Genomic DNA, 18636 nt, shown 5'->3' with positions numbered 1-18636 from the left:
CGCCGCGGCCATGACCGTTGCCGTATCCCTGCTGCTCGCCACCGCGCCGGCGGCCCACGCCACCGGACCGCAGAAGGACAAGCCGCGCGAGCCCCAGCCGCCCGCGCGGATGTCCACGGTGGGGGGTGAGCGGCTCGGCCGGCCCGGGACCCAGGTGGCCCTCAAGCCGGGCGCGCCCGCCCTGCCGAAGAAGCTGTCCGCACGGTCGTGGCTGGTGGCGGACGCGGAGTCCGGCGAGGTGCTGGCCGCGCACAACGCGCACTGGCGGCTGGCTCCGGCCAGCACGCTGAAGATGCTCTTCGCCGACACGGTGCTGCCGAGGTTCCCCAGGACGGCGCAGCACAAGGTGCTGCCCTCGGACCTTGAGGGCATGGGTGAGGGCAGCAGCCTGGTCGGCATCAAGGAGAACTACACGTACACGGCGCACGACCTGTGGCTGGGCGTCTTCCTGCGCTCCGGCAACGACGCGGTGCACGTGCTCTCCGCGATGAACGGCGGCAAAGAGAAGACCGTCCGGGACATGCAGCGCCACGCCGAGGAGCTGAACGCGCTGGACACGCACGTGGTCAGCCCCGACGGCTACGACGAGAAGGGGCAGCTCAGCAGCGCGTACGACCTGACGCTGTTCGCGCGCTCCGGGCTCCAGAAGAAGGACTTCCGGGACTACTGCTCGACGCCGAGCGCGAAGTTCCCCGGCGAGTTCAAGAAGCCGGAGAAGAGCGAGAAGGGCAAGCCGGGCAAGCGGCAGCGCGAGTACTTCGCGATCCAGAACACCAACCGGCTGCTGACCGGGTCCGGGGTGCCGTTCTACAAGGGCATCGCGGGGGTGAAGAACGGCTCCACGACCGAGGCGGGCAACACCTTCACCGGGGTCGCGCAGCGCGGCGACCGGGTGCTGCTGGTCACCGTCATGAACCCGCGTGACGAGGAGCTGTACGGGGTCTACAAGGAGACCGCGCAGCTCTTCGACTGGGGCTTCAAGGCGGCCGGTTCGGTCGATCCGGTCGGCACGCTGGTCAAGCCGGGCAAGCTCACCGGGGACGGCGGCACCTCGGGCAAGGACGACAGCAAACCTGGCGACGGCAACGGGCAGACGCAAGCGTCGGCGGGCTCGGGCGACGGGTCCGGCGCCGGCGGCAAGTGGACGGCGGTGGGGCTCACCGCGGGTTCGGTGGCGGCTCTGGGCGCGGTGGCGTTCCTGGTGCGTCGTCGCTGGCCGCTTCCGCAGCCGGTGCGGCGGGGCGGCCGGGGCGACCGGGGCCGCGGCTGACGTCAGCGGCGGCGTCAGCTGCGGCGGTAGCAGCGTCGGCGTCGGCAGCGGCGGACTCGTCGTGGGTGGCGTCGGCGGCCGGGCCCGTGGCGGCTCCGGGGGCCACATCCTCACCGGTGCCGGGGGCCACGTTCTCACCGGTGCCCGGGGCCACATCCTCACCGGTGCCCGGGGCCACGTCCTCGCCGGTGGCGCCCGTGGCCGTCCAGGCGGCGCAGTACAGCGTCAGTTTCGCGGTGAAGTTGATCCACAGGAGCAGGGCGATGGGCACGCCGAACGCCCCGTACATGCTCTTGGCCGCGACGCCTTGCAGATAGCCGCTGAGCGCCAGCTTCAGCAGCTCGAAGCCGACCGCGCCGATGAGCGCGGCGACGAGGACCTGGCGGCGCGGCGGGTGCACGCCGGGCAGCAGCGTCAGGACGTAGCACATGAGGAGGAAGTCGGCGGCGACGGCGGCGGCGAACGCGGCGAGCCGCAGCAGCCAGCCGCCGACGCCGCCGGAGATGTCCAGCTGGTCCGCCGCCCACCCGACGGCGGTCACGGCGAAGGTGGAGACGGCGAAGGAACCGAGCGCGACCCCGCCGAGGCCCATGAGCACCCCGCCGTCCTTGAGTTTGCGCAGCACCGGGTTGCCGGTCTCGTCGTCCAGCTCCCATACGGCCCGCAGGCACTCGCGGAGCGAGCCGACCCAGCCGATACCGGTGAGGATCAGCAGCGCGCCCGCGACCGCTCCGACGGTGGCCGCGTTGTCCACCAGGCCGCTGAGGTCGAGCTGGCCGGAGATGCCGGGGACCCTCTCGGCGAGCTCCTGTTCCAGCTCGTCCATCCGGCGCTCGCTGAGCACGGCCGCCCCGATCGCCGCCGCGACCGTGATGAGCGGGAAGAGCGCCACGAAGCTGACGAACGTGATCGCGGCCGCCAGCCGGGTCCAGTGGACGCGGTCCAGCCTCTCGTACGCGCGCCAGGCGTGAGTGCCCATCAGGCGGGCGGCGAGCGGGCCGATCCACGGCAGCCGGGTCAACCAGTCCATCTTCCAGCCCTCACCGATTCGTCAGCGTTCATGCTTCTCCCGAACCCCGAACCCCGAACCCCGAGCCCGGAACACGAGGTTCCGGGTGCCCCAGAAGCGTAGGCAGGTGGCGAGCGCCATGCCGACTCCGGCACCGGAGAGGGTGTCGGCGCGGGCGGAGGTGAGCCCGAGGCCGTAGTGCGACACGAGCAGGCACAGCAACTGCACGGCGGCACCGGCGGCGTTGACGGCGCAGAAGACGGCGTACTGGCGGGCGCGGCGCACCGGGCGGTGGCGATGGCGGCGACGGCCGGGGTGGTGTCCGGGGTGGGACGGGGCACGGTGTACGACCGCGTTGCCGAGGTAGGCGACGGTGCACGCGGCGGCGAAGGACAGCGCCTTCGCGGACAGCGGCCCGAGCCCGGCGGCCCCGCGCAGCCAGACGAACAGCACGAGGTCGACGGCGTACGCGGCGGCCCCGGCGAGCGCGAACCCGGCCAGCTCGGGCAGCAGGGCCCGAAGCCGGGCGCGGACCCCGGCGGGACGAGGGCGCGGCGGGGCACCGGGACCGCAGCCGGGGCCGGAGCCGGGACCAGGACCGGCGGGACGGCGGAGCGGCACTTCGGGATCGGGGGTCCCAGGCGGCGGGGCACAGGGATCGACCGGTCCACGCGGCAGGGCACCGGGACCGGCGGGCCCACCCGGCAAGGCGCCGGGGCCGGCGGGACCACCCGGCGGTGCACCGGGACCGACCGGTCCACGTGGCGGGGCGCCGGCGTCTCCTGGAGCACCGGGCGCGCTCACAGCCCCGCGACCGCCAGGCCGTACAGCCCCATCCACGCCAGCGCGATCACCGCCAGCGGGCGGTCGCGCAGCACCACGTCCTCCGGCGCCCCGGCCGTGCCCCGGTCCGCGAACACGGCGTAACGCAGGACGGCGAGGATGAAGGGGATCATGGACAACTGGCGCCAGGGCAGCAGTCCCCCGCCACCTCCGACATCACCTGCCACGCCATTCACGCCATCCACCCCCTCCAGCGCCCACAGGCAGTACGCGAGCACCGCCACCCCGGCGGCGAGCTGCCAGACGAACCGCAGATAGCCGATGGTGTACTCGCGCAGTAGGGCCCGGGAGGCGCCCGTCGGGCAGCCCTCACCCCGGACCACCCGGCGGGCCATCAGCAGCGCCTCGCTGTACCGCTTGGCGGCCACCATGAACAGCGCGCCGAACCCCGTGGTGATCAGGAACCAGCGCGACAGCGGGATGCCGAGCGCCAGCCCGCCGACGACGGCACGCATCAGGAAGCCGGTGGTGACGACGGCCAGGTCGACGACGAGGATGTGCTTGAGCGAGACGCAGTAGGCCAGTTGCATACCGACGTAGGCGGTCAGCAGTCCGGCGGTGGCCGGGTTGCACAGCGCCGCGGCGACCGCCGGGGCGAGGACCGCGAGGAGCGCGCCGACGGCGTACGCGACGGGCCCGGGCACCTGTCCGGAGGCGACGGGGCGGCGGCACTTGTCGGGGTGCGCGCGGTCCGACTCGGCGTCGACGGCGTCGTTGATGAGGTAGACGGCGGACGCGGCGGCGGTGAACAGGGCGAAGACGACGGCGAGCCGGGCCAGTACGGGTCCCGAGCCGAGCTCGCCGGCGGCGGCGGGCGCGGCGACGACGAGCACGTTCTTCACCCACTGGCGCGGCCGCGCGGTGCGCAGCAGCCCGGCGGACAGCGACACCGCCTGCGCTCGCGCCGCGGCGGCGGTCGGCGGGGGTTGGGGCCAAGGTCGCGGCTGGGGCTCTTCGAGCAGCGTGTCCGGGTCAGTCACGGATGCCTCCGGATGCAGGGCAGCCAACCGCGGCACCCCGGCCGCTCCCGCCGAGCGGGCCGCGCGTCCACGGGTCGGCGAGGCGGGCGGTCAGGGCGCCCAGGAGGGCGCCCGCCGCGACGTCCGTGGGGTAGTGGACACCCGCCACAAGTCGTGACACGCACATCGCGGCCGCCACCCCCGGCAGCCATCGCCCAGTCGGCCGCAGCGTGCGGTAGGCGACCGCCGCCGCGGCCGAGGACGCCGCGTGCGAGCTGGGGAAGGAGTGCCGGGCCGCGGTGCGGACGAGGGGAGGGCGGCCGGGGAGTTCGGGGCGGGGCCGCCGTACGACCCGCTTCAGGCCCATGCTCGCCACGTGCGCCGCGCCGACCAGCGCCGTACCGCGCAGCCACGCGGCACGCCGCCCTGGGTCCGCCGCCCCGCCCGCCCGCACCGCTCCGGTCAGCCCGGCGGCGAGCCACAGCGCGCCGTGCTCCCCACACCAGGACAGCGCGCGGACGGCGGCGGCCACCCGCGGATCGCCCCCGCGGTCACGCAGCGCGATGAGCAACCGCCTGTCGAGCCCACCGCCACTCGGCGAGCCTTCCAGCCAGCCCGCCGCGAGCATCCCCACCACCCACTGGAACGGCACCGCCGCACCCGGTCCGGCACCGCCGCCCCGGTCGCCGCGCCCCCCTGGCCCGTTCCTCGTACTGGGCGCACCGCTTTGCGGGGCGCCTCCCGGCGCGCCCGTGCGGCGGCCGTCACCGCGACGGCCGCACGCGCGCGAACCAGGCACGGGGCCCTCGATCGGCCCCGCCGACCCCCCGGGCAACTGCCCCGCCGGTTCCCCGGGCAACTGCGCCGCCGACCCCCGAGGCAGCGGCGGCATCAGCCCCCCGGGCTGCGGCGACGTCGGCCACACGGGCGGCGCCGTGGGACCGCCGGACGGGACCACGGACGACGGCCCGGTCTCCGGCCGTGTCTCCAGCCCGGTCGGCCCCCCTTCCAGATGCGTCTCGTTCGGCGGCAGCGGACCCGCCCCCTCTCCTCCGTAGCTCCTCCATAGCGCGTTCCGCCTCGTCCGCCTCCGACTCTCCCCGCCCGGCCCCGGAGTTCCACGGCAATGTTGTCCGACACTCCGCTAATCACCCTTTTCGGCGAGAAAGGTGCGTATCTCCACACCATGGACGTGACGGGCGATACCGTCGCGGGCATGTCCCTTGTCACCGTCGGCTGGGGCCGCACCGCGCCCACCGCCGCCGCCCGGGTCCTGCGCCCCCGCTCGTACGAAGAGGCCGCCGAGGCGGTGCGGGGCTGCGGTGTGCGCGGGGGCATCGCGCGGGGACTGGGGCGGGCCTACGGGGACGCCGCCCAGAACGCGGGCGGCGCCGTCCTGGACATGACCGGCCTCGACCGGATCCGGGCCATCGACGCCGAGCACGGCGAGGTGGTCTGCGACGCCGGGGTGAGCCTGCACCACCTGATGGAGGTGCTGCTGCCGCTCGGCTGGTTCGTACCCGTCACCCCCGGCACCCGCTATGTGACCGTCGGCGGCGCGATCGGCGCGGACATCCACGGCAAGAACCACCACGTGTCCGGCGCCTTCTGCCGCCACGTACGGTCCCTGGAGCTGCTCACCGCCGACGGTTCCGTACGCACCCTCACCCCCGACATGGCCCTGTTCCGGGCCACCGCGGGCGGCATGGGACTGACCGGCGTCATCCTCTCCGCCACCCTCCGGCTGCTGCCCGTCGAGACCTCCTGGATGTCGGTGGACACCGAGCGCGCCCGCGACCTCGACGACCTGATGTCCCGGCTCACGGCCACCGACCACCGCTACCGCTACTCCGTCGCCTGGATCGACCTGCTCGCACGCGGCCGGGCCACCGGCCGGGCCGTCCTCACCCGCGGTGAGCACGCCCCGCTCGACGCGCTGCCCGCCCGCACCCGCCGGGCCGCCCGGACGCTGGCCTTCCGTCCCGGCCGGCTTCCGCCCCCGCCGCGCGGACTGCCCGGCAGGTTGCTCTCCCGTCCCACCGTGGGCGCCTTCAACGAGCTCTGGTACCGCCGGGCGCCCGTCCTGCGCACCGGTGAGCTACAGACCATCCCCGCCTTCTTCCACCCGCTCGACGGCGTGCCGCACTGGAACCGGATCTACGGCCGCGACGGCTTCGTGCAGTACCAGTTCGTCGTCGGCCACGGCCGGGAGGAGACCCTGCGCCGCGTCGTCCAGCGCATCGCGCGCCGCCGCTGGCCGTCCTTCCTGGCCGTGCTGAAGCGGTTCGGCGAGGCGGACCGGGGCTGGCTGTCCTTCCCTTCGGCCGGCTGGACGCTCGCGCTGGACATCCCCGCCCGGCTGCCCGGCCTCGGCCGCTTCCTCGACGCCCTGGACGAAGACGTCGCCGAGGCGGGCGGGCGGATCTACCTGGCCAAGGACGCCCGCGTACGGCCCGAACTGCTCGACGCGATGTATCCGCGGCTCACCGACTTCCGCACCCTGCGGCGCGCGATCGACCCGCACGGGGTGTTCACCTCCGACATGGCCCGCCGCCTGGCCCTGTGAGTCCGCGCCCCGCCCCACCCTCTGGAGCCTCCATGAAAGACGCCTTCGGCGCCCCGCAGTCCCTGCTCGTCCTCGGCGGCACCTCCGAGATCGCCCTGGCCACCGCCGCTCGCCTGATCGCCCAGCGCACCCGTACGGTCTGGCTGGCCGGTCGCCCCTCCCCCGCGCTGGACGCCGCCGCGGCGCGGCTGCGCACCCGGCCCGGCACCGATATCCGGACCGTCCCGTTCGACGCCCTCGACCCCGAGGCGCATGAGGCGACCCTCGGCAAGGTCTTCGCCGAGGGCGACATCGACATGGTGCTGCTGGCCTTCGGGGTGCTCGGCGACCAGGAGCGGGACGAGGCCGAGCCGCTCGCCGCCGTCCGGGTCGCCCAGACCAACTACACCGGCGCCGTGTCCGCCGCCCTGGTCTGCGCCCAGTCGATGCGCCGCCAGGGCCACGGCTCACTGGTGGTGCTGTCCTCGGTGGCCGCCGAACGCGCCCGCCGCTCGAACTTCATCTACGGCTCCAGCAAGGCCGGCCTGGACGCCTTCGCTCAGGGCCTGGGCGACGCGCTGCGCGGCAGCGGGGTGCATGTGATGGTGGTCCGCCCCGGTTTCGTACGGACGAAGATGACGGCCGGGCTGGCGGAGGTGCCGCTCGCGACCACCCCTGAGGCCGTCGCCGGCGCCATCGAGACCGGTCTGCGGCGGCGCAGCGAGACGGTGTGGGTGCCGGGTCCGCTGCGGCTGGTGATGTCGGCACTGCGCCACCTGCCGCGCCCGATCTTCCGCCGCCTGCCGCTGTGACCTACCCAGACCGGGCCTGTGACGTACCCAAACCGGGCCTGCGACCCGCCCAGACCGGGCCGAAGCGATGCGACGCGACGCGACCGGCCTACAGCGACGGCGCGGGCGGGCGGGAAAGGCGGCCCTGCCGGGGCACGCCCGGCGCCGCGCCGCCCCCGAAAGGGAACTCCCGCTCCAGCCGCCAGACCCCGTCCGCCCCCTGCTCGTACAGCGCGAAGCCGCTGATCGTCCAGGACGCCTCGAAGTCCGCCAGCTCCCGCTGCGCCCGGTCCATCGACTCCTCGTCGATGCCGTGCGCCACGGTCACGTGCGGGTGGTACGGGAACTGCAGCTCACGCTCGCACGGCCCGGAGCCCGCCCGGACCCGTGCCTGGAGCTCCGTGCACTGCTCCGCGCCCTCCACGATCGTGACGAAGACGACCGGGGACAGCGGGCGGAAGGTGCCGGTGCCCGACAGCCGCATCGGGAAGGCACGGCTCCCGGCCGCGACGTCCGCCAGATGCGCCTCGACGGCGGGCAGCGCGGAGACCTCGACCTCGGTGGGCGGCAGCAGCGTGACGTGGGTGGGGATGCCGTGTGCGGCACGGTCCCCGAAGCCCGCGCGCCGCTTCTGGAGGAAGCTGCCGTACGGCTCCGGGACCGCGATCGAAACGCCGAGCGTTACGGTCCCCACTGCGATCTCCCTCCTGGCTCTCGCGAGCCCCGGCTGCTGCACCCCGTGTCAGTGTGGCGGCTCCACCGCCCTCGCGGCTACCTACCTCGGTCCCCGGCGCACGGGCCCATAGTCCCTGCGCCGCCGGGGCCGCGGCCCGTGCTCGGCCGTCCGGTGCTCGCCGCTCAGTGCTTGGCGGGCAGGAATCCCATCCTGTCGTAGGCCAGGGCCAGTGTCTCGCCGGCGACGGCACGGGCCTTCTCGGCGCCCTTGGCCAGGATCTTGTCCAGCGTCTCCGGGTCGTCCAGGTATTCCTGCGTACGCGACCGGAAGGGCGTCACCCACTCGACCATGACCTCGGCGAGGTCGGTCTTGAGCGCACCGTACCCCTTGCCCTCGTACTTCGCCTCCAGCTCGGCGATGGAGCTGCCGGTGAGGGTGGCGTAGATGGTCAGCAGGTTGCTGATGCCGGGCTTGTTCTCCTCGTCGAACCGGATCTCGGTGCCGGTGTCCGTCACCGCGCTCTTGATCTTCTTCGCGGAGGCCTTGGGCTCGTCCAGGAGGTTGATGATGCCCTTCGGCGTGGACGCCGACTTGCTCATCTTGATCGCCGGGTCCTGGAGGTCGTAGATCTTCCCGGTCTCCTTGACGATGTACGGGTCCGGGATGGCGAAGGTCTCGCCGAAGCGGCCGTTGAACCGCTCGGCCAGGTCGCGGGTCAGCTCGATGTGCTGGCGCTGGTCCTCGCCCACGGGCACGTGGTTCGCCTGGTAGAGCAGGATGTCCGCGACCTGGAGGACCGGGTAGGTGAACAGGCCGACGGTGGTGCGGTCGGCGCCCTGCCGGGCCGACTTGTCCTTGAACTGCGTCATCCGGGAGGCCTCGCCGAAGCCGGTGAGGCAGTTCATCAGCCAGCCGAGCTGGGCGTGCTCGGGGACGTGGCTCTGGATGAACAGCGTGCAGCGGTCCGGGTCCAGGCCGGCGGCCAGCAGCTGGGCCGCCGCGATCCTGGTGTTGGCGCGCAGGTCCTTGGGGTCCTGCGGCACGGTGATCGCGTGCAGGTCCACGACCATGTAGAACGCGTCGTGGGTCTCCTGGAGGGCGACGTACTGCCGGATGGCACCGAGGTAATTCCCGAGGTGGAAGGAGCCTGCGGTGGGCTGGATACCGGAGAGCGCACGGGGACGGTCGAGGGCCATGGCACCCATTGTCTCAGGTGTCCGATGGTCCTCTCACCGGCCCCGTACGTCGGTCGACCGGCGACGGTCAGTCGGTCGGCAGGCCCGGCGCCGGGAAGGCCGCCATCAGCTCGGCGACCTCGGCGCGGATCTTGCCCAGCGTCTCCTCGTCGCCGGTCCTGGCCGCGTTCACGCCCCGGTCGATCCACTCCGCCACCGTCGCCATGTGCGCGGTGCCCAGGCCGCGCGAGGTCAGCGACGGGGTGCCGATGCGGACACCGGACGGGTCGAACGGCTTGCGGGGGTCGAACGGGACCGTGTTGTAGTTGACGACGATCCCGGCCCGGTCCAGGGCCTTGGCCGCCACCTTGCCCGGCACCTGCTTGGGCGTGAGGTCCATGAGGATCAGGTGGTTGTCGGTCCCGCCGGTGACCAGGTCGAACCCGCGCGCGAGCAGCTCCTCCGCCAGCGCCTTGGCGTTGGCGACGACGGCGTGCGCGTACGTGCGGAACGCGGGCTGCGCGGCCTCGTGCAGAGCCACCGCGATGGCGGCCGTGGTCTGGTTGTGGGGGCCGCCCTGGAGCCCGGGGAAGACGGCCTTGTCGATGGCCTTGCCCAGGTTCTCCGGCTCGCGGGCGAGCAGCATCGCGCCGCGCGGTCCGCGCAGCGTCTTGTGGGTGGTCGTGGAGATCACGTCGGCGTGCGGCACCGGGGAGGGGTGCGCGCCGCCCGCCACCAGCCCGGCGATGTGCGCGATGTCCGCGACGAGGACGGCGCCCACCTCGCGCGCGATCTCCGCGAAGGCGGCGAAGTCGATGGTGCGGGGCACCGCCGTACCACCGCAGAAGATCAGCTTCGGGCGCTCCTTGCGGGCCAGGTCGCGCACCTCGTCGAAGTCGACGACGCCGGTGTCCTGCCGTACGCCGTACTGCACGCCCCGGAACCACTTGCCGGTGGCGGAGACGCCCCAGCCGTGCGTGAGGTGGCCGCCCATCGGCAGCGACATGCCCATCACGGTGTCGCCGGGCTGGGCGAACGCCAGGTAGCAGGCGAGGTTGGCGGGCGAGCCGGAGTAGGGCTGGACGTTCGCGTGCCCGGTGCCGAACAGCGCCTTGGCGCGCTCCCGGGCCAGGTTCTCCACCTGGTCGATGACCTGCTGGCCCTCGTAGTAGCGGCGGCCGGGGTAGCCCTCGCTGTACTTGTTCTGCAGCACGGTGCCGCCCGCTTCCAGCACGGCGCTGGAGACGTAGTTCTCGCTGGCGATCAGGCGCAGGGTCGCCGCCTGGAGCTGTTCCTCGGCGCCGACGAGGGCGGCGAGCTCGGGGTCCGCGGCGGACAGGGCGGGGTGGGAGAGGGGCAGGCTCATGCGGTTCCTCCGGGGCGATCGGCTGATTCCGGTCGTGTTCCCGGGGTGCCCAGGCGGGCGGCACCTCGTGGTGGTTCGGGCCGATGGCGGCCTCGGCGCGCACCGCTCCCTCGTGGTTCGTTCCACGTTCGCCAGTCACGGCACGCGCTGCTCATTTTACGGCGGTACCGGCGCCGCCTCGGTCCGATACCCGCACACCCGGACGTACACCGAAAGGTCCCTTCGTAAATCGGCCATCCAGCGATAGAAATGAGCTGCAGCCAGCCGCAAGACCGAACGGAGCACACGTTGACGTCTACGGAACGCGCCATCGCCGCCGCCGAGGCCCACAGCGCGCACAACTACCATCCGCTGCCGGTCGTCGTCGCGTCCGCGGAGGGTGCCTGGGTGACCGACGTCGAGGGCCGCCGCTATCTGGACATGCTCGCCGGGTACTCCGCGCTCAACTTCGGGCATCGCAACCGCCGGCTGCTCGACGCCGCGAAGGCCCAGCTGGAGCGGGTCACCCTCACCTCCCGCGCGTTCCACCACGACCGGTTCGCCGACTTCTGCGCCGAGCTGGCGGAGCTGTGCGGCATGGAGATGGTGCTGCCGATGAACACCGGCGCGGAGGCCGTCGAGACGGCCGTGAAGACGGCCCGGAAGTGGGGCTACCGGGTCAAGGGGGTGCCGGACGGCCGCGCCAAGGTCGTCGTGGCGGAGAACAACTTCCACGGCCGTACGACGACGATCATCAGCTTCTCCACCGACGCGGAGGCCCGCGCGGACTACGGCCCGTACACGCCGGGCTTCGAGATCGTGCCGTACGGGGACCTGGCGGCGATGGAAGCCGCCGTCGACGAGCACACCGTGGCGGTGTTGCTGGAGCCGATCCAGGGCGAGGCGGGCGTGCTGGTGCCCCCGCCCGGCTATCTGGCGGGCGTCCGCGCGCTGACCCGCGAGCGGAACGTCCTGTTCATCGCGGACGAGATCCAGTCGGGCCTGGGCCGCACCGGCGCCACGTTCGCCTGCGAGCACGAGGACGTCATCCCCGACGTGTACGTCCTGGGCAAGGCCCTCGGCGGCGGGGTGGTGCCGGTCTCCGCGGTGGTGTCGTCGCGCGAGGTGCTGGGCGTGTTCCGGCCGGGCGAACACGGTTCGACCTTCGGCGGCAATCCGCTGGCCTGCGCCGTCGCCCTGGAGGTGGTCGCGATGCTGCGGACCGGGGAGTACCAGCAGCGGGCGACGGAGCTGGGCGAGCACCTCCACCGCGAGCTGGGCCTCCTGGCGGGCAGGGGAGCGGTCGAGGCGGTGCGCGGCCGGGGCCTGTGGGCGGGCGTCGACATCAACCCGGCGCACGGCACGGGCCGCGAGATCTCCGAGAAGCTGATGGAGCGCGGCGTGCTGGTGAAGGACACGCACGGCAGCACGATCCGGATCGCTCCACCGCTGGTGATCAGCAAGGAGGACCTGGACTGGGGCCTGGACCAGCTGCGATCGGTGCTGGCCGCGGACTGAGCGCGGGGCGTTGTAGGGCCCCCGCGCGCGGTGCACGCCGTGCGGGGGCCGTCCGGTGGCCGTACGTCAGCCCGGCTGCATCTGGGCCTTGACGTGGTTGATGACCTTGGTGAACTCCGCGGTCGGCGAGATGTCCAGGAGTTCGCAGTCCTCGAGCGCCACGGGGATGTGACCGGGCGCGAAGTAGAAAGCCTGCCCGGCCTCGTAGATCTCCTCGCCCTCCTTCCGCAGCATCTTCAGCCGCCCCGAGAACAGGTATCCCCAGTGGGGGCACTGGCACATGTCGCCGGGCAGGCCCTTCACACCCGGTGTCATGTCCGTGCCCTTGGGGAACTTGATGAACGCGGCGCACATGTCTCCGCCGATGTCCTGCAGGCGCACTTCGACGTCGCCGCTCTCGAACACGACAGGAGCGTCCTTCCGTGTCGTCGCTGTCATGACGTCCTCCATGACCGGACCAGTCTGGTCCCTTATGTCCAGTCTTGTCCCGGCCGGGACGGCACGTCAAAGGATCACGTGCGGCAGGAAGCGGGCGTACCCGTCGGTCACGAGCCCGGCGGACTCGCGGATGCCGAGCCCGGCCGCCTCGCCCTCGACGACCCATGCGCCCAGCACGACGTGGTTACCGTCGAAGGCGGGGAGCGGGGCGAGCGCCTGGTAGCAGCAGGGCTCGTCGCGCGTCTGGGGCGCCTGGCCGGCCGGGTGCACGGTCACCCCGGCCCCCTCCCGCCCGAGCAGCGGCTTGGCGACGCATCCGGTGCTACGGGCCAGCTCGCGGGGCCCGTCGAGGTACGCGGGCAGCAGGTTCGGATGGCCGGGGAACAGCTCCCACAACACCGCCAGCAACGCCTTGTTGGACAGCAGCATCTTCCAGGCGGGCTCGATCCACAGGGTGGAGCCGGTGCCACCGCCGTTGTCGAGGGTGTCCAGGACGTGCGACCCGAACCGGTCGGTGACCAGCCACTCCCACGGGTAGAGCTTGAAGCAGGCCCGGATGAAGCCGTAACCCTCGTCGACGAAGCGGCCGGAGATCCGGTCCCAGCCGATGTTCTCCACCGAGATCGCGCGGGCGTCCAGTCCGGCCTGCTCGGCGGTCTCCCGCAGATACGCGACCGTCATCAGGTCCTCCCCGAGCTCGTCGCCGGCGGAGTGCGCGAAGTGCACCGGCGCGCCGGGCGGCAGCAGTGCGGCCTGCCGCTTCCAGGCGTCCACGAGGCGTTCGTGGAGGGAGTTCCACTGGTCGGCGCCGGGGAACCGCTCCTCCATCCAGAACCACTGGGGGCTGGCGGCCTCCACCAGGGAGGTGGGGGTGTCGGCGTTGTACTCCAGCAGCTTCGCGGGCCCGGTGCCGTCGTAGCGCAGGTCGAACCGCCCGTAGAGGGAGGGGAGTTCGTCCCGCCGCCGCCAGGACTCGGCGACCCGGTCGGCGACGCGCGGATCGGTGATCCCCAGATCCCCGAACCGGTCGTGCTCCACGATGTGCGCGGCGGCGGCCAGGCACATGCGGTGCAAATCCTCCACGACCTCCTCCAGCGCCTCGACCTCGGGCAGTGAGAACGCGTAGTAGGCGCTCTCGTCCCAGTAGGGGCGGAGGGAGTCGTCGGGGTAGCGGGTCAGGGGGTAGATGAGCCCCTGCGCCTCGACGGTGGCCTGCCAGCCGGGTCGTGGCTCGATGGTGTGCCGCTCCATGGCTTCCGTACGCCCCTCAGCCGCCACCGGACCCTGAGCACCCGAAGCCGCCACGGCTCACCGCGCTCTTGTTGAAGCTGCCGTTGTCGGCGTATCCGGAGCTGCGGTCGGAGTCGTAGTACCACCGGCCGGAGTGGCTCGTGCCGTACGAGCTCCGGGACGTGGACGAGGAACTCTTGCAGGCACTGGAGTCGACGATCCGGTAGCCCTTGACGTAGTCGTAACTGTCCGGGTCGACACAGCGCTTGTCGGGCTCGGACGACCCGCAGGAGGTGAGCGCGGCGGCCAGTGCGCCCATGCCTCCCAGGATCACGGTGCTGGACCGCAGCCGTCGCCGCGTGGGCGTGTTCTCCATGACGCTCCCCCGTGTGTCGTCGTCCCTGCCGCCGAGCGGTACGCCGCACCACCTCGGCGCGGCGGGCGGACCGCTCAGGGTAACCGCACGGGTGTACGCCCGAGCGGCAGGGGCGTGGAGACCGAGTCACCGACGGCGGCCGGCCTCCGGGGCGAAGGGCAGCCCGGTCACCAGCGCGCGGCGGCCGACGACCAACGCCTCGCCGAGGAATCCGACGCCGATGGACAGCTGCGTGGACCGGACCTCCTCATGCATGCCCAGGGAGGCGGACAGCAGAGCGAACCCGGCGGACACCGCCAGGGAGACGACGATGACCAGGAAGGTTCGGCCGGTGTAGCGGTGCCACAGCACCCCGCCCTTGTCGAAGACCTGGATGGTCGCGCCGCGCACCGCACCCAGCGCGAGCCCCAGGGCGGCGCCCGCGACCACCCAGGCGACGTCGGCGCCGGTCAGCTCCTCGGCCTCGCACAGCGCCCAGACGCCGAGGCCGATCAGCACGACCGGCGGCGCGAACAGCTCGCGCGCGTTGAGCGGTTCACCGATCAGCCGCTTGACGACCACGCCGACAACCACGACGGCGATGACCGCCACGACCAGCCATGGGTGCATTCCCATCCCCCTGCTTTATAGCTTGACCATGCCAAAAAGAATTTAGCCCGATCGTGCTATAAAGGCAACGTGCCGAAGATCGTCGACCCCGAGGCCCGCCGCCGGGCCGTAGCCGAAGCCGTCTTCCGGGTCAGCGCCCGGGACGGTCTGGAGCACGCGTCGCTGCGCAACGTCGCCGAGGAGGCGGGGCTGGCCATCGGGTCGGTCCGCCACTACTTCCGCGACCACGCCGAGCTGATGCTCTTCGCGATGGACGAGCTGGCCCGCCGCGTCGGGACACGCATCCACGCCCGCGCCGAGCGCCTCCTGTCCCCCGGCTCCGGCATCGACCGCCTCGCCGCCACGGAGGAACTCCTCGGGGAGTTCCTCCCCTTGGACGCGGCACGCCACGAAGAGGCCGTCCTGCTCCTGGCCTTCACGACCGCGGCCCGCACTCGCCCCGAACTGCGCCCTCGCGCACACGAACTGGACGAGGGATCGCGCGCGTTGATCACCCGCGTCCTCCAGGAGGCGCAACGCATGGGCAGCCTCCCGCAGGACACCGACATCTCCCTGGAGAGCCTGCGGCTGACGGCCCTGCTCGACGGCCTCACCCTCCAGGCGGTCCTGCGGCCGGACCACATGACCCCGGCCGTGGTGCGGCGAGTGCTGCGCGGCCACCTGAAGTCGCTCAAGGGGAGCGCGTAGAGCGGTACCGATCAGCCGCGGCCGCGCAGCACGGCGACGGCCCGGTCGAAGGCGGAGTCGCGGCCTCGGGAGAACTCCTCCTCCGTGAAGACGGGTTCGGATATGTGCGGCGGTATGCCGGTCGCGTCGAAGGTCCGTCCGGAGCGCGTACGGAACACCTCGTTGGGCAGGCCGAACTCCCAGCCGTTCGGCAGGGCACGGACCATCACGTCCGAGAAGACGCCCTGAGTGGGCTCCCCGATCCGTATCGTCCGGCCGGGCCGGTCCATGAGGGCCTGGGTGAAGGTCTCACCCGCGCTGACCGTCGAGCCGCCCGTCAGGACCGCGATCGGACCGGTGTAGCGGGGGCCCGGTGCGGGGTGGACGGTGATCGGCTGGGGGCGGGTGAAGCGGGCCGGGTCGGCGGGGTCGTTGCGGGCCTGCTTGGCGTACGCCCGGTAGCCGCGGTCGGTGAGGCGCTCCGCGATCCGCAGCCCCAGGGCGTCGGATCCGCCGCCGTTGATCCGCAGGTCGATGATCAGGCCCCGCAGCCGGGCGGTGCGCCCGGCTGTGAGGACGGCGTCCAGGGCCCGGTCCAGTTCGGCGCTGTTGGCGGCGTAGCTGTTGTGCCGGTCGGCGGTGTAGCCGCCGAAGCCGGAGACGCGCAGATACCCCTGGTCGCCGGGCAGGTCGGCGTAGCCGATGCGGCCGCGCGCGAACTCCTGGAGCCGGTGGCCGCCGAGGTCGCGCTTCGTGATGTACGACGTGGTCCGCTTGTCCAGCTCCTCGCTCGGGACGACAGTGCCGGGACGGGGCCGCGCGAAGTAGCCCTTGGGGTGGGCGACGTGGACATGCGCGTCGTTCAACGGCTTGACCATCTCGCTCAGGACGGCGAACAGCTCGGCGTCGGACATCGCGGGCTGGACCTTGGGCCGGTAGCGGTCCCGGACCGCGTGCCAGTCGATCCCCTTGGCCGCGAAGAACGGGTAGTTCTCCTCGAACGTCTGCCAGAAGACATCGAAGGTCTCCAGAGGGCCTCTGGGCCGCTGGGCCTCCTTGCAGGCGCGGGGCAGCTCCTCCACGCGGCGCAGGCCCCGGTCCCCGGCCGAACCGTCGATGTGCAGCCAAGCCCGCTCCCCGTCCCGGCCCCGCTGCCCCTCCCGGCCCCCCAGCCCGTGCCCGTCGGTCCGCAGCCGGTAGACGGTCTTGTCGGCGCTGGCGTACCGGGCGGCCCCGTCACTGGTGCCGGTGCGCCGCGCGGAGTCCCCTTCGAGGCAGCTCACGCCGGTGGTCTGGTACTCCTGCATCCGCCCCCGCGAGACCTCCAGCACGGTGCCGTACCCGTCCATCCGCCACACTCCGTCCAGGGACGCGTCCGTGGCGCGCGCGGAGTCCTCGGGCAGCAGCATCACCCCGCCCGCGACAGCCAGCAGTGCGGCCGTGGTGGCGGCGGCCTTGGCGGTGGAACTCCTCAACAGCACGGTCGGGTCCTCCCATGGATCAACTCGCCTTCCGAGGACCATGGTCGTCTTCGCCGCCGGGCCCGAACCATCCTGCTGACTGCCGTTTCAGCAGGGGGGATATCCCCCGTATCGGCAGGGGCTCACGGCTTGCGCGTGCCGGGGCAGACCGCCCCGGAGGCGCCGCCCGGGAGCTTCGGGAGCGTCAGGCCGGTGAGGTAGCGGTCGACCGAGTCGGCGACGCACTTCCCGCCGAGGTCGATGACGGAGTGGCCCGTGCCCTCGTACGTCAGCAGCCGGGCACCCGGCAGCTGCCCGGTGACCCCCGTTGCCCAGGCGTGGCTTGTGGCCGGGTCGTGGCGGGCGTTGAGCAGCAGGACAGGGGGCGTCCCGGTGTGCGGTACATGCTGCGGGTTGCTCGTCGGCCGGGGCCAGCCCGCGCAGCGGGCGGACCACTCCTGGTACCAGGAGTTGCCCCGCGTGTGCGGCGCGGCCTTCCGGCTCGCCGTCCACAGGGCGGCGGCGTTCTCGTAGCCGGAAGGCCCGAAGCTCCAGTCGCCGCAGATCAACGGCGTCGGACGGCCCTCGTACACCGGATCGCCCGCGCCCTTGGGGAGCCTCGGCCTGGGAGCGGGCTTGACCGGCCGGTCGCGGATCGTGAGGGAGGCGAGGCCGTCGAACCAGCCGCGCCACGCCTCTTCCGTCTGATTGCCCAGGTAGGTCCTCTTCAGCAGGCTGCTCACGTCGACGGGCTCGCCGCCGTCCACCAGCTTTCCGCCCTCCGCGGCCGCGAAGAGCCGGTCCAAGCGCGTATCGGGGTTCCGCCCGTGCAGCGGGCACGCTTTGTCCCGCGCGCACCAGCGGGCCGCCGCGCGGTAAGTGTCCTCCTGGGCGCGTGCGGCGCCGGCGATGAAGGACGAGCCCTTCAGGCTGTGGTCGACGACGCTGTCCAGGGCCATGGCGCGAATCCGCTTCGGGAACTGCTCCGCGTACATCTCGCCGATGACGGTCCCGTACGAGATCCCGTAGTAATTGAGCCGCGGCTCCTTGAGGAAGACCCGCAGCGCCTCCATGTCCTTGGCGATGCTGACCGAGTCGACGTGGTCGAACAGCGGTCCGCTCGCTTTGCGGCAGCTCTTCGCGAGGGCCTTGTTGTAGCGGACCCGTTCGTCGTATGCCGCGCGGCTGTTCAGCACGATGGGCATCTGGTCGCCGTGCACGACCAGATGCTCGCCGCACCTGAGCAGGGTGTCGCGGGTGTCGAATGCCACGAGGTCGAAGCGCTTGCCGAACCGGGCGAACTTCCCCGCTCCCGAGCGGAGCTCCGCCGCGTGCAGCTCGCCGGGGCCGCCGTAATTGACGACCAGCGACCCGATACGCCGTCCCGGCTCGGTGGCGGGCCGTTTCACGACCGGCAGCTTGATCTGCGGGCCGTTCGGCGCCTTCCAGTCGACCGGTACGGAAAGCGTCGCGCACTGCACCCGCCGGTCGTCCGGGCACGCCTTCCACGAGGCCTTCGACGCGGCCTTGGCCACCGCCTTGGGCACACCCTTGGGCACCCCCTTGGCCGCCCGGTCCGCGCCCTGTCCGGCGACGGGAGCGGCATTCGCGGCGGGAGCGGCATTCGCGGCGTCGGCGCCCCGCGCGGTCATCACGCCCAGACCGCCCAGCAGTGCCACCGACAGCGTCGCCGCCAGTGCGGCACGGATACCCAAAGCATTCACGA

18 protein-coding genes and 1 riboswitch are annotated in these 18636 nt (G+C 72.6%); of the genes, 5 read left to right on the top strand and 13 right to left on the bottom strand.

The window, feature by feature from the left end; translation table 11 throughout:
• Positions 1-10: 10 nt before the first annotated feature.
• On the top strand, positions 11-1270 hold the full coding sequence (locus tag ACQUSR_RS19835) for a D-alanyl-D-alanine carboxypeptidase family protein (RefSeq protein WP_431047711.1): 1260 nt from the start codon (positions 11-13) through the stop codon (positions 1268-1270).
• Here the strand turns inward: ACQUSR_RS19835 and ACQUSR_RS19830 are convergent.
• The 4 genes from ACQUSR_RS19830 to ACQUSR_RS19815 form a co-directional block, all read right to left on the bottom strand.
• Complete coding sequence (locus tag ACQUSR_RS19830; protein ID WP_431043919.1) at positions 1158-2300, bottom strand: YihY/virulence factor BrkB family protein; 1143 nt, start codon at positions 2298-2300, stop codon at positions 1158-1160. The two genes, ACQUSR_RS19835 and ACQUSR_RS19830, sit on opposite strands and share 113 nt — an antisense overlap.
• A gap of 21 nt (positions 2301-2321) precedes the next feature.
• Positions 2322-2792: a GtrA family protein gene (locus tag ACQUSR_RS19825; RefSeq protein ID WP_431047709.1), complete on the bottom strand. Its 471-nt coding sequence runs from the start codon at positions 2790-2792 to the stop codon at positions 2322-2324.
• 287 nt (positions 2793-3079) lie between these two features.
• The gene (locus tag ACQUSR_RS19820) at positions 3080-4102 is read right to left on the bottom strand and encodes a decaprenyl-phosphate phosphoribosyltransferase (RefSeq protein WP_431043918.1); all 1023 of its coding nucleotides are present in this window, start codon (positions 4100-4102) and stop codon (positions 3080-3082) included.
• A complete protein-coding gene (locus ACQUSR_RS19815; RefSeq protein ID WP_431047707.1) occupies positions 4095-4709 on the bottom strand; it encodes a phosphatase PAP2 family protein in 615 nt (204 codons plus the stop codon). Before ACQUSR_RS19815 ends, ACQUSR_RS19820 begins: the two co-directional genes overlap by 8 nt.
• Positions 4710-5297: 588 nt before the next feature.
• Here ACQUSR_RS19815 and ACQUSR_RS19810 point away from each other — a divergent pair.
• Together ACQUSR_RS19810 and ACQUSR_RS19805 are read left to right on the top strand one after the other, a co-directional pair.
• Complete coding sequence (locus tag ACQUSR_RS19810) at positions 5298-6647, top strand: FAD-binding protein (protein WP_431043917.1); 1350 nt, start codon at positions 5298-5300, stop codon at positions 6645-6647.
• A gap of 32 nt (positions 6648-6679) precedes the next feature.
• Entirely contained in the window at positions 6680-7438 is a 759-nt protein-coding gene (locus ACQUSR_RS19805) for a decaprenylphospho-beta-D-erythro-pentofuranosid-2-ulose 2-reductase (protein ID WP_431043916.1), read from the top strand.
• 88 nt (positions 7439-7526) lie between these two features.
• Here ACQUSR_RS19805 and ACQUSR_RS19800 read toward each other — a convergent pair whose 3' ends face one another.
• The 3 genes from ACQUSR_RS19800 to glyA form a co-directional block, all read right to left on the bottom strand.
• A complete protein-coding gene (locus tag ACQUSR_RS19800) occupies positions 7527-8111 on the bottom strand; it encodes a 2'-5' RNA ligase family protein (protein ID WP_431043915.1) in 585 nt (194 codons plus the stop codon).
• A gap of 164 nt (positions 8112-8275) precedes the next feature.
• Complete coding sequence (gene trpS, locus ACQUSR_RS19795; RefSeq protein WP_431043914.1) at positions 8276-9289, bottom strand: tryptophan--tRNA ligase; 1014 nt, start codon at positions 9287-9289, stop codon at positions 8276-8278.
• A 67-nt stretch (positions 9290-9356) separates the two neighbouring features.
• Positions 9357-10634 carry a serine hydroxymethyltransferase gene (gene glyA, locus ACQUSR_RS19790; protein ID WP_431043913.1) on the bottom strand — a complete coding sequence of 426 codons (1278 nt, stop codon included), beginning with the start codon at positions 10632-10634 and terminating at the stop codon, positions 9357-9359.
• A gap of 40 nt (positions 10635-10674) precedes the next feature.
• Positions 10675-10783, bottom strand: a riboswitch (ZMP/ZTP riboswitch).
• 139 nt (positions 10784-10922) lie between these two features.
• Between glyA and rocD the strand changes: the two genes are divergently transcribed.
• On the top strand, positions 10923-12131 hold the full coding sequence (rocD, locus tag ACQUSR_RS19785; RefSeq protein WP_431043912.1) for an ornithine--oxo-acid transaminase: 1209 nt from the start codon (positions 10923-10925) through the stop codon (positions 12129-12131).
• Between the two features lie 66 nt (positions 12132-12197).
• Here the strand turns inward: rocD and ACQUSR_RS19780 are convergent, their stop codons facing one another.
• From ACQUSR_RS19780 to ACQUSR_RS19765, 4 genes are all read right to left on the bottom strand, one after another.
• Positions 12198-12569 (bottom strand): hypothetical protein, encoded by a 372-nt coding sequence (locus ACQUSR_RS19780; RefSeq protein ID WP_431043911.1) that lies wholly within the window; start codon positions 12567-12569, stop codon positions 12198-12200.
• 66 nt (positions 12570-12635) lie between these two features.
• Complete coding sequence (locus ACQUSR_RS19775; protein ID WP_431043910.1) at positions 12636-13820, bottom strand: glutathionylspermidine synthase family protein; 1185 nt, start codon at positions 13818-13820, stop codon at positions 12636-12638.
• Between the two features lie 16 nt (positions 13821-13836).
• Positions 13837-14175 (bottom strand): hypothetical protein, encoded by a 339-nt coding sequence (locus ACQUSR_RS19770; RefSeq protein ID WP_431043909.1) that lies wholly within the window; start codon positions 14173-14175, stop codon positions 13837-13839.
• A gap of 126 nt (positions 14176-14301) precedes the next feature.
• Positions 14302-14790 carry a DUF1453 domain-containing protein gene (locus ACQUSR_RS19765; protein ID WP_431043908.1) on the bottom strand — a complete coding sequence of 163 codons (489 nt, stop codon included), beginning with the start codon at positions 14788-14790 and terminating at the stop codon, positions 14302-14304.
• A gap of 63 nt (positions 14791-14853) precedes the next feature.
• On the opposite strand from ACQUSR_RS19765, the gene ACQUSR_RS19760 reads away from it, so the two are divergent.
• Positions 14854-15471 (top strand): TetR/AcrR family transcriptional regulator, encoded by a 618-nt coding sequence (locus tag ACQUSR_RS19760; RefSeq protein WP_431043907.1) that lies wholly within the window; start codon positions 14854-14856, stop codon positions 15469-15471.
• 11 nt (positions 15472-15482) lie between these two features.
• Here the strand turns inward: ACQUSR_RS19760 and ACQUSR_RS19755 are convergent, their stop codons facing one another.
• Positions 15483-16859: a S41 family peptidase gene (locus tag ACQUSR_RS19755; RefSeq protein WP_431047705.1), complete on the bottom strand. Its 1377-nt coding sequence runs from the start codon at positions 16857-16859 to the stop codon at positions 15483-15485.
• A gap of 194 nt (positions 16860-17053) precedes the next feature.
• Entirely contained in the window at positions 17054-18625 is a 1572-nt protein-coding gene (locus ACQUSR_RS19750) for an alpha/beta hydrolase (RefSeq protein ID WP_431043906.1), read from the bottom strand.
• Positions 18626-18636: the final 11 nt, after the last annotated feature.

Origin of the sequence: Streptomyces sp. P1-3 (assembly GCF_050613155.1) — a bacterium.
In the GTDB taxonomy this organism is placed as follows: Bacteria; Actinomycetota; Actinomycetes; order Streptomycetales; family Streptomycetaceae; genus Streptomyces.
This window is presented reverse-complemented; position numbering and strand designations above follow the sequence as displayed.